This window comes from Rhodococcus sp. 24CO, assembly GCF_050586165.1.
In the GTDB taxonomy this organism is placed as follows: domain Bacteria; phylum Actinomycetota; class Actinomycetes; order Mycobacteriales; family Mycobacteriaceae; genus Rhodococcus_F.
In genome coordinates this window covers 194,597-208,794 of sequence record NZ_JAZFNF010000003.1, presented here as the reverse complement: position 1 = coordinate 208,794, position 14,198 = coordinate 194,597, and the positions used below count along the sequence as shown (strand labels likewise).

11 protein-coding genes are annotated in these 14,198 nt (G+C 62.7%); 7 read left to right on the top strand and 4 right to left on the bottom strand.

Annotated elements, in window-relative coordinates; translation table 11 throughout:
* Window positions 1–56 precede the first annotated feature (56 nt).
* Window positions 57–1,613, bottom strand: a complete 1,557-nt coding sequence (locus tag V2B23_RS08225; RefSeq protein ID WP_430950209.1) for a TM0106 family RecB-like putative nuclease — start codon at window positions 1,611–1,613, stop codon at window positions 57–59.
* Between the two features lie 124 nt (window positions 1,614–1,737).
* Between V2B23_RS08225 and V2B23_RS08220 the strand changes: the two genes are divergently transcribed.
* The 5 genes from V2B23_RS08220 to V2B23_RS08200 are packed head-to-tail and all read left to right on the top strand — an operon-like array spanning window position 1,738 to window position 5,112.
* The gene (locus tag V2B23_RS08220) at window positions 1,738–2,391 is read left to right on the top strand and encodes a DUF6474 family protein (RefSeq protein WP_045066229.1); all 654 of its coding nucleotides are present in this window, start codon (window positions 1,738–1,740) and stop codon (window positions 2,389–2,391) included.
* A 10-nt stretch (window positions 2,392–2,401) separates the two neighbouring features.
* The gene (locus V2B23_RS08215) at window positions 2,402–2,917 is read left to right on the top strand and encodes a hypothetical protein (RefSeq protein WP_430949904.1); all 516 of its coding nucleotides are present in this window, start codon (window positions 2,402–2,404) and stop codon (window positions 2,915–2,917) included.
* 47 nt (window positions 2,918–2,964) lie between these two features.
* Window positions 2,965–3,633: a YcnI family protein gene (locus tag V2B23_RS08210; protein WP_430949903.1), complete on the top strand. Its 669-nt coding sequence runs from the start codon at window positions 2,965–2,967 to the stop codon at window positions 3,631–3,633.
* A complete protein-coding gene (locus V2B23_RS08205) occupies window positions 3,630–4,166 on the top strand; it encodes a copper resistance CopC family protein (RefSeq protein WP_430949902.1) in 537 nt (178 codons plus the stop codon). The genes V2B23_RS08210 and V2B23_RS08205 overlap by 4 nt, the downstream gene beginning before the upstream one ends.
* A 4-nt stretch (window positions 4,167–4,170) precedes the next feature.
* The gene (locus tag V2B23_RS08200; RefSeq protein ID WP_430949901.1) at window positions 4,171–5,112 is read left to right on the top strand and encodes a CopD family protein; all 942 of its coding nucleotides are present in this window, start codon (window positions 4,171–4,173) and stop codon (window positions 5,110–5,112) included.
* Here the strand turns inward: V2B23_RS08200 and V2B23_RS08195 are convergent.
* The 3 genes from V2B23_RS08195 to V2B23_RS08185 form a co-directional block, all read right to left on the bottom strand.
* Window positions 5,102–8,302: a carboxyl transferase domain-containing protein gene (locus V2B23_RS08195; protein ID WP_430949900.1), complete on the bottom strand. Its 3,201-nt coding sequence runs from the start codon at window positions 8,300–8,302 to the stop codon at window positions 5,102–5,104. The genes V2B23_RS08200 and V2B23_RS08195 overlap by 11 nt on opposite strands.
* A gap of 81 nt (window positions 8,303–8,383) precedes the next feature.
* The gene (locus tag V2B23_RS08190; RefSeq protein ID WP_430949899.1) at window positions 8,384–9,064 is read right to left on the bottom strand and encodes a class F sortase; all 681 of its coding nucleotides are present in this window, start codon (window positions 9,062–9,064) and stop codon (window positions 8,384–8,386) included.
* 98 nt (window positions 9,065–9,162) lie between these two features.
* Entirely contained in the window at window positions 9,163–10,620 is a 1,458-nt protein-coding gene (locus V2B23_RS08185) for a hypothetical protein (RefSeq protein ID WP_430949898.1), read from the bottom strand.
* A 642-nt stretch (window positions 10,621–11,262) separates the two neighbouring features.
* On the opposite strand from V2B23_RS08185, the gene V2B23_RS08180 reads away from it, so the two are divergent.
* Window positions 11,263–12,639: a M20/M25/M40 family metallo-hydrolase gene (locus tag V2B23_RS08180; protein WP_430949897.1), complete on the top strand. Its 1,377-nt coding sequence runs from the start codon at window positions 11,263–11,265 to the stop codon at window positions 12,637–12,639.
* Window positions 12,636–14,195 (top strand): YfcC family protein, encoded by a 1,560-nt coding sequence (locus V2B23_RS08175; protein ID WP_430949896.1) that lies wholly within the window; start codon window positions 12,636–12,638, stop codon window positions 14,193–14,195. Before V2B23_RS08180 ends, V2B23_RS08175 begins: the two co-directional genes overlap by 4 nt.
* The last annotated feature ends 3 nt before the right edge of the window (window positions 14,196–14,198 follow it).

Genomic DNA, 14,198 nt, shown 5'->3' with positions numbered 1-14,198 from the left:
GAGTCAGACCCCCCGACTCATGCAACGCCCGCCAAGTATACGTCGAGGCCGCCGGATTACAGGTCCGAGGCCAGTGGAATTTCCTTCTCCGCGCGGTCCGTCATCCACTCACGTAGGACCTTGGTGGCGATGACATCATCCTCGTTGTACTGCAGGATCCGCGTCCGTTGCGTCTCGTCCGGCTCACCGTCGTAGCCGACCGCCTCGCGGTACCACGCCATCGACGCTTCACCACCGGCTTCGGCGTCGCGCCAATGGAATCCGGCAACGGGCGCAATCTTTTTGAGCCCCTTGCCCTCCGGGCAGATGAACTGATCACTGACGGCTTGGTAGATATCCACCCACTGCGGACTGTCGATAAACTCCCGAATCTCTTCTTTGGTCGGAATTCCCGGCTCACCGGCAAATCGACGCGCAGAATCCAGAAGCCATTTATCCTCCGCCGAACGTGAATAGCAGTAGGCGGCAAAGGTTTTACCGGACGCCGCTGCGGCCGCACGCTCTGCCATCAGCCAACCCCAGAACTCCGCAAACGATCGTGCCTCGTCACGCGTCGGCAACGGATCCCACGTCGCAAATCCCCGATACATCGAGAAGCCACCGACATTGAGCAAAGTTCCCCACAGATAGGCACCATGCTCCTGGTAACTCTCCATGTCGACATCGATCTCGATATCGGCGCGCGTCACCGAGATCTTCTCGAAGCGTCGAACCAACGGTGCGCCCGTCAGCCACGCCTTCGCGATCACTACTGCGTCGTCGAAGTTTCCGTGTGGCCAATCCTCGAGCGGCTCACCCTCCCAGGCCGCGAGCTGATCGATGGTGTTGCATCCGGCGTCACGCAGAAGCTCGGCCCGGGATCCGACCGCAACCAGACTGACGTCACGGTTGCGGACCAACTCTTCCTTGCACTCCGTCCACCACGGGCACGATTTGCACTCACTGATCTGAGAGGGAGACGTCAGCACCTCACCGCGCGCCACGGCAATCCTGTCGTCGTAGCGCTCGTCGTAGTCCTCGAGAATCGCGCTCAGGTCGTGAACGAGGATGCAGTCGCCGTTGTAACCGATCGCACCCGCCTGCAACGACGGACTTGCCAGTCCCCGGCGCTCGAGCATCCGGTAGACCTGCGCGACGCGCATCTGATCACGAACCTGGCCTCGTACCTTGCGCTTCGGATCGACTGCGGGCGCCCATTCGAACAGTCCCGATGTGATTGCGCCCTGCCCCGGGTCGGTGACCTTGTGGTTGACAACGATCACCGGGATATAGCCGCCGCCGTCGGTGTCGCGGATCAGCATTTCGCATCGACCCTTGCGGCCGGTGTCGCGTTCGACGGGCAACACGGCGCCCCAGATGCGGTCGGCGCCGGCTTCACATGCGGCCAGTGTGTCGCGAGCTTGCGCCGCCGTCGACTGATCAGCGTTGATCCGCACCCAACGATCAGGAGCGGCGCCGATCACCAGCTCCGCGATCTCCGCACGCTTGGCCGTTGCCGATTCCTGACGCTGCTTGATTCCCGTGTCGAGCGGCTCCGACGCCCATTTGCCCGGAAACAATCCGTCGAGACGCACCCGGTGACGGCAACGCGTCAGCGCCCCTGAATCGATCAGAGGGAGCGGGGGCGCGGGGCTTTTATCGGAACACACGATGACGAAGATTATGTGCTCCCCTAGGCTGAAGCCGAAGCGCAGGTACCTGGCAGCGCACAAACACCTGGAAACGGGGTCCTTTTCGATGGGGTTGTTCAAGAAGCGAAAGTCTCGTGCCACCCGCAAGGCGGAGGCAAAGGCTCTCAAGCACAAGGCCGAGGTCGAGGCGAAACTCAACGCCAAGAGCCAACGCAAGCGCGACAAGGTTGAGACCAAGTCGATCAAGAAGCTGGAAAAGGCTGAGATCGAGTCGACGCACAAGATCGAAAAGGCGCAGATCGCCACGCTGAAGGCCCAAGAAAAGGCTGCTGTAAATCAGGGCCTGACCGTTGCCAAGGTGCGCAAGTACCTGGGTGTCGCTCGTCTACTGGCTCCGGTTCTGTTGCCGATCATCTATCGGGCGGCAACCGCCGTTCGTGGTCAGTTGGACACCGCGCGCGCTCAGAAGATGGGCATCGCCGTCGACCAGCTGGGCGACTACACCGGCCACGGAGCCAAGCTGAGCGCCCGCATCGCGGGAGCGGAAAGCTCGGTCACCGAAATTCTCAGCCACAAGCCGAACGACGCCGAGACGCAGCGTTTTGCCGCAGCCATCCGTGAGCGTCTGAGCGACCTGAGCACCGCTGTGCGGGCGGCCGAGCAGATGCCGCAGGCTCGCCGCAAGGCCGCCCACCACGCTATTTCCTCCGAACTCGACGGCGTTGAGGCTGATCTGCTCGCACGCCTCGGCGTCCGCTAGACCTGCTCGAGTGTCCACCGACGCGCCCACGACAGCACTCCTTCGGGGTAGTGCTGTCGGGGCTGTGTCGACCGCTCTTGCCATAGCGGCGCACGGCCTGGCCGGCGGCGATGTACCGCCGGCGTCGGCGCTGACCCTGCTGATAGCGGTGTGTTCGGCCGTCGGAGCGATCACCGGAACGCTTCCCGTTCTGACCCGCGGACCGCTGCCGCTCATTGCGGCTCTCGGCGCCGGCCAACTGGCAGCGCACACCACCATGACACTCTCCGTGCATTCTCATTCCCCTTCTCCGGGGCTGGCGATGCTCGGAGCACACATAGCCGCCACGCTCGTCTGCGCAACCCTCGTGCTGGCTGCCGAGCGGCTGTTCCGCGTCGTCACCCACGTCGTACAGGTTGTGCTGTCGGCGCCGGCGACGCCCGTCGCAGCGCGAATCCGCCGATTCCCGACGACGCACCACCTCGGCCCCGTCGAGGCTCTCCTGCGCGCCGGCATTTCGCCGCGCGGACCTCCCGCTCTGGTCTGAAGAACTCGCACTGAAACCCTTCACCAGACCAAGAGGACACATCCCACATGAAGAACACCCTGTTTTCGCGTGCGCTCATCACGGCAACAGCAACTGGCGGAGCCATCCTGCTCGCCGGCGGAATCGCGTCAGCGCACGTCAGCGTCGTAGCTCCGGGCGCGACCCAGGGCGGGTACAGCGTTTTGACGTTCCGTGTGCCCACTGAATCCGACACCGCGTCCACCACCAAGCTGACGGTCGCACTGCCCGACCTCAAGTCCGCGCGCACCGAACCGATGCCCGGTTGGACTGCCGTCGTCGAGAAGGACCCGACGTCGTTGGTCGCCAAGTCCGTGACCTGGACGGCAGATCCCGGTGTCGGCGTCGGCCCCGGCCAGTTCCAGCAGTTCGTTCTCTCCGCCGGCCCGCTGCCCACGCAGGACGAGGTCTCGTTCAATGCGGTGCAGACGTACAGCGACGGCAACGTCGTCAACTGGGATCAGGCCGCCCTCGCCGACGGCAGTGAGCCCGACAAGCCGGCGCCGTCCTTGACCTTGGCGGCTTCGACGGGCGACGCGCACGGAAGCAGCGCCGATACCCACGCCACGGACGAGACAACTGCGACAGAATCATCGAACGACAACACCGCCCGCTGGCTCGGAGGAGCCGGACTGGTTCTCGGCGCGCTCGGCGCTGCACTGGGCCTGGGCGCCTTGGTGAGGAGCAAGCGTTCATGAGTACACGACTGAAGGTCGTCACTATCGGCTTACTTGCCATGCTCGCGTCCATGCTCGGGGTGAGCACAGCCAGCGCGCACTCCGCGGTGGTCGGGTCGAACCCCGAGAACGGCGCGTCCATCCAAGTTCCCCCGGACAACGTTTCCGTCAGTTTCAACGAAGCACTGCAAGCGCAGTTCGCGGCGTTGACCGTCACGGGCCCCGGTGACAGCCGTGACCAGTGGACCAAGGGCGAGCCCTCCGTCGAAGGCGCAACCGTGAGTGTGGACCTGGGAGATCTGGGACCGGCCGGTGTGTACACGATCGCGTATCGCGTCACGTCCGCCGACGGCCACCCAGTTCAGGGAACCTTGAACTTCACACTCACCGAGGCCGGTCCCGGCACGCCGGTCACCTCAGCCGCGTCGGCTGGTGACAGTTCGTCGTCCGAGTCGTCGTCGAGCAGCATCCCGGTGTGGGGCTTCATCCTCGCCGGTGTTGTCGTCTTCGGCGGCGCACTGTTCTTCGTGCTCCGCAAGCCGAAGTCGAGCTGATCGCGTGAGCGGTACGGCAAACAGGTGGTGGTTGCTGTTTGCCGTACCCACAGCACTTCTGGGAGTGCTGATCGCGTGGGGATTGGCGAGTCCCGCCGGCCCTGAAGCGTCCAGCACAGTACGTGTCCTCGCCATCGGATGTGGTTCCGTGACACTGGGAATCGCCACTCTCGCCTGGATGGGCCGGGGGGAGCGCCGCCCGGCTTGCCCCAACGGCGCGATGTGGACACAACTCACCGCCATCGCCGCCGTATGGTTGGTCGCCGAAATCGCCTTGCTCGCACTGAGTGCCGCTGCCGCTGACGGACAACCGATCACCGCGTTGACCGTCGGTCACTTCGCGACCTTTGTCGGCGAAGTCAATGTCGGCCGGGTCGGAGCGGCCATCATCGTGTGCGCTTTTGCCGTTGTCTGCTACGGCGTATACGGATTCAAGAACCCTGAAACAGCGCCCGTCGCACCGGCATTGGTTGTCACCGCACTTGCTCTCGCCACCCGCCCCATCACCGGTCACATGGCGCAGCAGAGCTTCGGTTCCATCCTCGACGCCATCCATGTACTCGCTGCCGGCTTGTGGTTCGGTGTCCTTGCCGCCCTCGCCCTCGCCATGCCCGCTCGCGGCGCCTGGGCACTCTGGCTGCCCAAATACTCCGCCCTCGCCTGGCGATGCGTTCTTGCACTGGTCATCACCGGAACCGTCAACGCGGCCGTGCGACTCGGATCTGTGACCGCGTTTGTCGACACCGCCTACGGCCGGGTCGTCCTCGCCAAGCTCGTTGCCGTTGCCCTGCTCCTCGGCCTGGGGTGGTGGTGGCGTCGTACGTGGGTGGTCGCGAGTGCAGCCCACCGCATGAGCGCCGACGGATCGCTTCGCCGCGCAATCGGCGAAGTTGTGTTCATGGCAGTGGCTTTCGGGCTTGCGGCGGCCCTTGCCACTACCGCTTAGGGCCTTCGGCCCCGCGAAGCTGCCTGATCCACTTCCTCGTATCCGCCGGGTCGATGACGTCGTCCAACTCGAATGTTGTTGCCGCCATCAGCGCCTTGCCCTGGGCGTAGGCCAATTCCACGAACTGACCGAACAGGGTTTCCCGCGCAGCCGGATCCTCCACGGATTCGAGCTCCTTCCGGAAGCCCAGTCGTACAGCGCCTTCAAGCCCCATCGGCCCGATCTCACCCGTCGGCCAGGCCACCGTGAACTCGGGTGCGTGGAATGATCCACCGGCCATCGCCATGGCACCGAGACCGTAACCCTTACGCAGGATCACCGTCCCGAAGGGCACCGTGAGCCTCGCACCGGCCACGAAGAAGCGACCGAATCGCCGTACCGTCGCCTGTTCCTCGGAATCCGGCCCCACCATGAATCCCGGAGTGTCGCAGAGCGTAACCAGCGGAATCCGATGTGCCTCGCACAGTTCCAGAAAGTCCGACGCCTTGTCCGCTGCTTCCGCATCGATTGCCCCGCCCAGATGCTCACTACTGTTCGCGAGCACGGCAACCGGTGCGCCTTCCACCCGGATCAATGCCGTCACGACACCGCGGCCGTAATCGCGCCGCAACTCGAGGACCGAATCGACGTCGGCAATCGCGTCGACGGCCCGCCGCACATCGTACGAGCGCAGCCTGTTTTCCGGCACCACATGCCGAGCCGACCGAGGGTCAGGCGCAGTCCACTGCTGCGTCGCATCCTGGAAGTAGCCGAGATACTTCTTTGCCAATTCCACTGCCTGAGCGTCGTTCTCGGCAACCACGTGCACAACGCCGTTTCGCCGTTGAATGTCGATCGGCCCGATGTCCTCCGGGCGGTAGGTACCCAGTCCACCGCCCTCGACCATCGCCGGACCACCCATTCCGATATTGGCGTCGGGCGTGGCGATCAGAACATCGCACGCACCCGCCAACGCGGCATTGCCGGCAAAACAACGACCGGATACGACGGCCACCAACGGCACTCGGCCCCGCAAGGCTGCCATCGCCCGGAAGGTACCCAGTTCAAGCCCTGACCCGGCTCCAGCATCCGTATCACCGGGGCGACCACCACCGCCTTCCGCGAACAGCACAACGGGAACACGCTTACGGGCGGAGAGCGCAAGCAGTCGGTCTGTCTTGGCATGATTACGCATGCCCTGCGTACCGGCAAGAACCGAATAATCGTACGAAATAACAATGCTCTCAACACCATTGACGGTCGCAACACCGCCGATCAATCCGTCTGCGGGAGTGTTCGCAATCAAGTCTTCTTCACTGCGACGACTGCGTTGCGCCGCCACAGTCAAGGCGCCGTATTCGACAAAGCTGCCGCCGTCTATCAGGTCGTCGACATTTTCGCGCGCCGTCCGGCGACCCAGCTTGTGCCGTTTGGCCACCGCTTCCGGCCTAGCCGCATCCAAGGTCACCTCATGTCGGGCAAGGATTTCCGCGAGGTCTTCACGCACCAGATCCAAGTCGAGTTCCTCGGAACGCTCCACTCGCTCGGCCGCTGCGGCGTCGCGCACCACCATGAGCGGCTCACCGGCGACCACGGCCCTGCTAACCCCGCCGAGTACCCGAATCACCTCGACATCGGACTCGGCAGTGAGCACGTGCTGCATTTTCATCGCTTCGAGTACGGCAGCCTGACTGCCCTTGCGAACGGCATCACCGACAGCGGCGATCTCGACGACGATTCCGGCCATCGGCGCGCGCAGCACTCTCTCACCCAGCACTGCAACGGGAGACTCCGAGATCTGGGCCTCCGGGACCAGATCGGCAATTCGGCCCTCGAGCCAGTCGACATAGACGACGCCGTCACGGAAATCCTTCTCCGACAAGATCGCCCGCAGGAAAGAAAGGTTGGTCGCAACCCCTTCAATCGTGAACTCGTCAAGTGCGGCAATCGACTTGCGCACCGCCGCAGCAAAATCTGCCCGACGGGTGTGTGTGATCACCTTCGCCAGCAAGGAATCGTAGCGGGTGCTCGGCGACAAACCCACCGCACCGAAGGTGTCGACTCGAACTCCCGGCCCACTCGGAGGCGCAAACACGTCGAGCGTTCCGGTTTCCGGAAAGGCGCCGCCGTCGCGCGTCATGGATTCCATGTTGACCCGCATCTGGATTGCGATACCCGACGCCGTCGCAACGGCTCCCTGATGCCCAGGAACTCCTGCCGCACAAGTAATCCCGCCAGGAAGACACAATGATTCGAAACTCACGCCGTCGGCGATCATCAACTGCACGGCAACCAGGTCGACACCGCTCACCTCTTCCGTGACGGTGTGTTCCACTTGGATACGCGGATTGACCTCGAGGAAAACGAAGCCTCGTTCCTCCACGAGAAACTCCACTGTTGCGATCCCACGGTAACCGACCTCCGCACACAACCTTGCCGCAGCGGCATGCAACCGCTCACGCAAAGGTTCGGAAAGACCTTGTGCTGGAGCAACTTCGACAAGTTTTTGATGCCTGCGCTGAACACTGCAATCGCGATCTCCCAGGGCCATCGCACAGATACCCGCCGCACCGGGCGCCGACACAACCTGGACCTCGATATGGCGAGCACGTTCACTGAGCACCTCGGCAAACAGTTCGGCACTGCCGAAGCCGGCCTGAGCCTCCGCAGCACACACGCGGTAAGCGTCGTCGAGAGAATGCAGATCGCGCACGACACGCATGCCCCGACCGCCGCCACCCGCAAGAGCCTTGATCATGATTCCCCGCGAATGGCGCGCAAAGAACTCCCGCACCTCGTCGAGGCTTGCATCGCCCGCCGTGGCCGGCAACACCGGAACGCCGGACTCCACGGCGGCGGTACGCGCGCGCGACTTGTCCCCGACGATACGAAGCACCTCAGCGCTCGGACCCACGAATACAAGGCCGGCGCTGGCACACTTCCGCGCGAAATCCGGATTCTCACTGAGGAATCCGTATCCGGGATGGATATGCGTGACCGATGAATCGAGGGCGATCGACAACACCGAGTCTTGATCCAGATACGCGGACGCACCGCTGCCTGGCAGCGGAAACGACTCTGTTGCAGCTTCGACATGTGGGCTTGCTGCGTCATCCTCGGCGTAGACCGAGACGGTGTCGATCCCGAGTTCACGGGCTGTTCGAATGATGCGTAGAGCAATCTCGCCTCGATTGGCGATCAGCAGTCTCATTCCGAGGTTTCGCAGTCAGTCACCGCCACAGTGTGTTTTGACATTGACGTCAATGTCAAGCATGGGGGATCGCCCGTGGCACTAGATCACGTCGGCGTAGAGATACACGTTGTCCTGGTAGTTCCCGACCCCGTCCGAGAACTCCAGCTCCCCACCACACGTCACCACGGCAAGCTTGCGCGGACCGTCCGGCCCGGCCAGAACACTCTCCTCGATTCCGTCCGCCTTGGCTCGCGACACCACTGACGTCACGCGCCACCGTGTGCTGTTCCCAGCGGCATCCGACGTGCGGATCTCCTGCCCTGGCTCGACTGTCCCGAGATCGAACAACGCACCGTTACCCTGACCGGCAAGATTCACGTGCCCGGCGATCAGTGTTGTGCCCGTCTGCGAATCCAATGACGCACCGTCCAACCAGATCCCGACCTCACTGACGTCGTCGGGAGGGGTCAAGGCTCCATCGATGACTCTCGCATCGACGATGGGTGCCAGTACCCCGAGCGGATCGAGGGACAAAGTGGCAGGCGACATCTGCGCATCAGCAGGAGCGAGCACCGCCGGCGCCGATTGGCCGGCCGTCGGCGCCGGCGGTATCGCCGTACTCTCATCCGACCGAGTGCCGAGGTAGGTCATGAGTAAGCCCACAGCTACCGCGATAATTATTGCCGCAGTGGCAACTACGCGAGACTTGCGCCTGCGCACAGGTTCCGCGGAACTGGTGCCTGGCTCATCCGGTACGGGATTCGGATTCATCGACGTCATCAAAGATGTTCCTTTGTCGTGAACGAGCATCGTCCGGTGCTAACGGGGAGTGTCGGCACCGGACGCTGCTCGATCGAAACTGGTTCAGATTTCCGCTGCTACGAGCGGCGGCGGCGGACGGCGATTGCTCCGCAGGTAGCCAGCCCGATCAGGCCGAGTCCCGCAATCGCAATTCCGACGTGCGGACCTGCAGTCTCATCAGCGGCGCCACCGTCGATGGAGGTCGGACGCTCACCCGTCGGAGCCTTCGGGGTCGTTTGCGTGACCACACGCGGGGTGGGTACCGCAACCGTGGTCGGAGCGGGGGCAACCGGCACTCCGGGGATCACCGGAATGATCGGGATAATCGGAATGATCACGTTGGGCTTGGTGGTTGTCGTCGGAACAGTCGTGGACGGCGTCGTGGTCGGAGCTCCCGGCGTGGTCGTCGGAACAGTCGTGGACGGCGTCGTGGTCGGAGCCGCATCGAAGGTCACTGTGGCATCACCCTGGAGCTTGGCCGGGGTGACGGTGTTGAACGTTGCAAAAACCTGGCACTCGGCGCCGGCGTTGTTCCAGTGGATGCTCTCGAACGAGCTGGGTGCGCCGGAGACGGATACCTTGACCGCGCCTGCACCCGGGGACGTGACGCACAACGCCACGTCAGTCGGATCATTGCCCTCACCGGTGACAACCAGGTTATTTCCGGTCAGCTGCACAGTTGCGTTCGGGTCACACAGTTCCAGAGTTGCGCCTGCGGGAGCGCTCACGGTGAGCGGCTTGCCGTACATGTTGGTGGACACCGTGAATGATGCCTTGCCGCCACTGGCGAGAGTGCCGCTCGCCGGGTCTGTGAGCGAAATACTCAGGGCGGGTGTCACATCCATGATCCCGAGAATGCGAGCCTGCTCAGCGGGACCAAGATCGGCGTCGCAATCGACTACGGCGTTAGTTTCCTCGAGATAATCCTTGTCCGACACACACCAGATAAGCAGCTGACGGTTTGCCCTGTTCTGAGCCGTCGAATCATCAGCGACGCCACCCGGCGTGAACGGGTGGGGATTCTGAATCAGGTAGCTGATGAGCAGTTCCTGTTCCTGAGTCAGACGATCGTTGCCGCCGACCGGAAGCGTCGGTCCTACTACGTTGAACTGCCCGTCATCGCTGTAGCCAGGCTCGCCATCAGGCGAGATCTCATCGCACGTCTCTTCCTTCATGTCGGTGCAGTACATCCACTCCGACTGTGGACCACTGGCCTCGGGGACGTCGCGCACACCACAGATAGGGGCAGGTGACCGCTGGTCGTTGTTGTAGTACAGCGGCACCACATTTCCGGCGTTGTAGTAATCCAGGCGCACACCATCGATAACCATGTCGTCCGCGTAGGGATAGTTGACGGAGGTCTGCGTGCCTTCGCACATCGGCGCAGTGAAGGCGGCCGCCGACGCCGGCGCCGCCGTTGCCGGCCCTGCCAAACCGGCGACAATTCCACCGACCAATGCAAGCGTCGACACAGCGGACACGGATGCCAGCCCGATCTTTTTCCGCCGCACCACGGCTGATGACGATGTGTTCATGGACGATCTCCTCGCGAAGTAACAGTTGGGGCACCCAGCAGGCCAACATGGCATTAGCCATGTGATTGCCAACACAGTTCGACGATTGAAACTTGCTGCGCGCTTGCTGTCAAACGTCACTATTCGGTGGAAAACGCCCATCGCGTCGCAAAACAGCCAAAAGGTTTGTTATGTGACACTCTGTCACAGATACACGCAGAAAGCGGCAATAAGCTGCGCATTTATCCACCAGGGAGAACAGTTCCCGAAACTCTTTGCCGACCCGGAAGAAAATCGTCACAAATTCAACAATCGACACAGTTACAAGACGATAGCTGTGCGCGCTGATAGCTGAATGGTGACAAATCAACCAAACGACTATCTGTTGATCGACTCACGGCACGTCGCGATCCCATGGCACACGCGGCCCGAGAATGAATGGAATCGCGCAATTCAACCCACACCATTCGCGTGCTGCCGGCCGGTACCAACGGGCACTGCCGGTTGGTACCGAGGCACGCAATGTCCACACCGACCGCACGAAATCAACCAGACAACCGTAATCTTTCCGACTAAGGACTGACCGGTCTGAAGGGTGCTCGGCTCGACTTGTCGCAGAGCTAGGTACCCGCTGTCCACTTTGCTTCAGAAGGAGACCAAGCGATGCCCGAAAACGCTGGGCCGATGACGCCTCTTCAGATCAAGAACGCTGCGGCAGATTTGATGCCGGCGCTTCGATCGGAATTAATCGAACTGGTACGGATACCGTCGGTCGCGACCGATGGCTATCCCGCAGCACCACTCTTCGAAGCTCACGACTTCATCGTGTCGCTCTTGGAGAAATCCGGCGTCACCCAGATCGATCGTCTCGAAATTCCGGGGAAGACGGCACCCGTCATCATTGCGACCATTCCGGGACCGGTTGGGGCGCCCACGGTTCTCCTGTACTCGCACTACGACGTCGTTCCCGCCGAGGACCTCGAGCTGTGGGACACACCGCCCTTCGAGCCCACCGAACGCGACGGCGCGCTCTACGGCCGCGGGACGGCGGATTCCAAGGCAAACGTGATCGGCATGATCGGGGCTCTTCGCGTCTTCGACGGAAAACCGCCTGTGACAGTCAAACTCGTCATCGAAGGCCAGGAAGAATTCGGCAGCCCCTTCGACAACTATCCGCCCGAAGCCCCGGAACTCTTCCAGTCCGACGCCATGGTGATCGCCGACGTGGGAAGTGTTCGCCCCGGATCACCCACCTTGACCGTCGCACTGCGCGGATCCGCCCAGGTGATCGTGGAACTGACCACTCTCGGAGCCGACAAACACAACGGCCTCTACGGCGGCGCCGCTCCCGACGCACGACTTGCGCTCATCCGCGCACTGGCATCGCTGCACGACGACAACGGTGATGTCGCCGTCGACGGTCTGCTGCGCGAGGAGTGGACCGGAAGCAGCTACACCGACGAAGAATTCCGCACCCTCGCCGAAGTACGCGACGGACTCCCCCTCCTCGGCACCGGCGGAATCGGTGAACGGATCTGGTCCGGGCCGGCGATCACCGTCACCGGAATCGACGCGCCGCCAGTCGACGGCGCAGTCAACGCCGTCGCGAGCACCGCACGCGCAGTGATCAACCTGCGCGTGCATCCGCGTCAGCCTGCCGTGGAAGCGCAGGCAGCGCTGGTCCGGCACTTACAGGCGCTACGCCCGTTCGGCCTCGAACTCGACGTCAAAGCCGGAGAAACCGGGGACGGCTTTGCTGCAGAACAGGGTGGTCCCGCATTCGACGCGGCCATGTTCGCGCTCTCGGAGTCCTGGGACGGCGAAGCCGGGCAGATGGCCGGCGGCGGTTCCATCCCGATCGTGATGGCTCTCGACACTGCCGTGCCCACCGCCGAGAAACTGCTCTTCGGCGCAACCGACGGGTACGCAAACATTCACGGCCCCAACGAGCGTGTGCTTCTCGACGAATTCGAGAAGGCCGTTGTCGCCAAAGCTCTGTTCTTCCAGGAATACGCCCGCACATTCGAAGGAAAGAAATGAGCACCAAGACCGAAGAAGGCGCCGCGCAAACCCCGGCGAAGAAGAAGTTCGAGTTTCCCGGCGCCGTCACGATGCTGGCCATCGTCACGGTATTGGTCTGGGTTGCCGCCCTGTTCATTCCGGCCGGACGCTTCGGTGTCGACGTCGACGGATCACCCGTCCCCGGTAGCTTCGAAACCGTCACGTCCCCGCTGACGTTCTTCGAACGCATCCAGCAGCTGATTCTCTCCCCCGTCAACGGCCTCTACGGTGTCCAGGATCCGCTCACCGGATTTGTCGACACCGACAACATCGGCCGGCTTTTCGGATCCGTCGGCGTCGTTCTGTTCATCATGGCCCTCGGCGCGTTCATCTCCGTCAGCTTCGCCACCCGCAGCCTCGAAACCGCTGTCTCGCAACTTGCTACCAAGCTCAGCGACAAGGGTTGGCTGCTCATCACCGTCATCATGGTGCTGTTCTCGCTACTCGGATCGACCATGGGCTTCTCCGTCGAGACGTTCGGCTTCTACGCGCTCCTCATCCCCCTGATGACGGCTCTCGGTTACGACCGCATGGTCGCCGCGACGATGATCATCCTCGGCGCACTCGTCGGCAACATGGCGTCGACGGTCAACCCGTTCTCGATCGGTGTCGCGTCCGGTGAGGCCGGCGTCTCCATCGGCGACGGCATCGTCCTGCGCGTCATCCTGTGGATCGTATTGACCGCAGTGGCAGTGGTATTCGTGCTTCGCTACGCCGCCAAGGTGAAGAAAGATCCGGCCACGTCACTCGTCGGATTCGATATCGACGACGAGGAAGAAGAGGCAGCACCACCTGTCGACATCGACAGCAAGCTGACCGGAATTCAGAAACTGGTCCTCGTCATCACCGGACTCACCTTCGGCTTGATGATCTTCTCCGTCATCCCGTGGTCGAGCATCTTCGGCGGTACCACCGGGCCGGCCGAGTACGACGCCTACCACGTCACTGCCACCGAGCCCTACTGGTTCGAATTGAACTGGTGGTTCCCGCAACTGGCGATGCTGTTCATCCTCGCGGCCGTCCTCGTCGGCATCGTCGCCAAGATGGGCGAGAAGAAAACCGTCTCACTGATCACCCGCGGCGCCGGCGACATGGTGGGGCCCGCCATCGTCATCCTGCTCGCGCGCGGCGTCTCCGTGATCATGACCAACACCGAAACCCTCGACACCATCCTCAATGCGATGGAACAGTTGGTGTCCGGCGCGTCCGCGGGTGTGTTCGCGATCCTCGTGATGCTCGTGAACATTCCGCTGGCCTTCCTGATTCCGTCCAGCTCGGGACACGCCACCCTCGCAATGCCACTGCTGGCACCGCTGGGTGATTTTGCCGGAGTCAGTAGGTCTTTGGTCATCACGGCCTTCCAGATGGGCCACGGCCTGATGCTGATGGTTGCACCCACCAACGTCGTCGTTGTGGGTGGACTCGCGATGGCCAAGGTCGGCTACGACAAGTTCCTGCGCTTCGTCTGGCCACTGTTGTTGATCAACTTCGTGATCGTGGTCGTCGTGATCGGCGCCGCCGCCGTTCTCGAGTAGAAA

Bases quoted from the DNA above. Each gene is read 5' to 3' on its own strand.
- V2B23_RS08220 (WP_045066229.1), top strand. From the start codon at position 1,738: ATGGGGTTGTTCAAGAAGCGAAAGTCTCGTGCCACCCGCAAGGCGGAG.
- V2B23_RS08210 (WP_430949903.1), top strand. From the start codon at position 2,965: ATGAAGAACACCCTGTTTTCGCGTGCGCTCATCACGGCAACAGCAACT.
- V2B23_RS08205 (WP_430949902.1), top strand. From the start codon at position 3,630: ATGAGTACACGACTGAAGGTCGTCACTATCGGCTTACTTGCCATGCTC.
- V2B23_RS08195 (WP_430949900.1), bottom strand. From the start codon at position 8,302: ATGAGACTGCTGATCGCCAATCGAGGCGAGATTGCTCTACGCATCATT.
- V2B23_RS08190 (WP_430949899.1), bottom strand. From the start codon at position 9,064: ATGACGTCGATGAATCCGAATCCCGTACCGGATGAGCCAGGCACCAGT.
- V2B23_RS08185 (WP_430949898.1), bottom strand. From the start codon at position 10,620: ATGAACACATCGTCATCAGCCGTGGTGCGGCGGAAAAAGATCGGGCTG.
- V2B23_RS08180 (WP_430949897.1), top strand. From the start codon at position 11,263: ATGCCCGAAAACGCTGGGCCGATGACGCCTCTTCAGATCAAGAACGCT.
- V2B23_RS08175 (WP_430949896.1), top strand. From the start codon at position 12,636: ATGAGCACCAAGACCGAAGAAGGCGCCGCGCAAACCCCGGCGAAGAAG.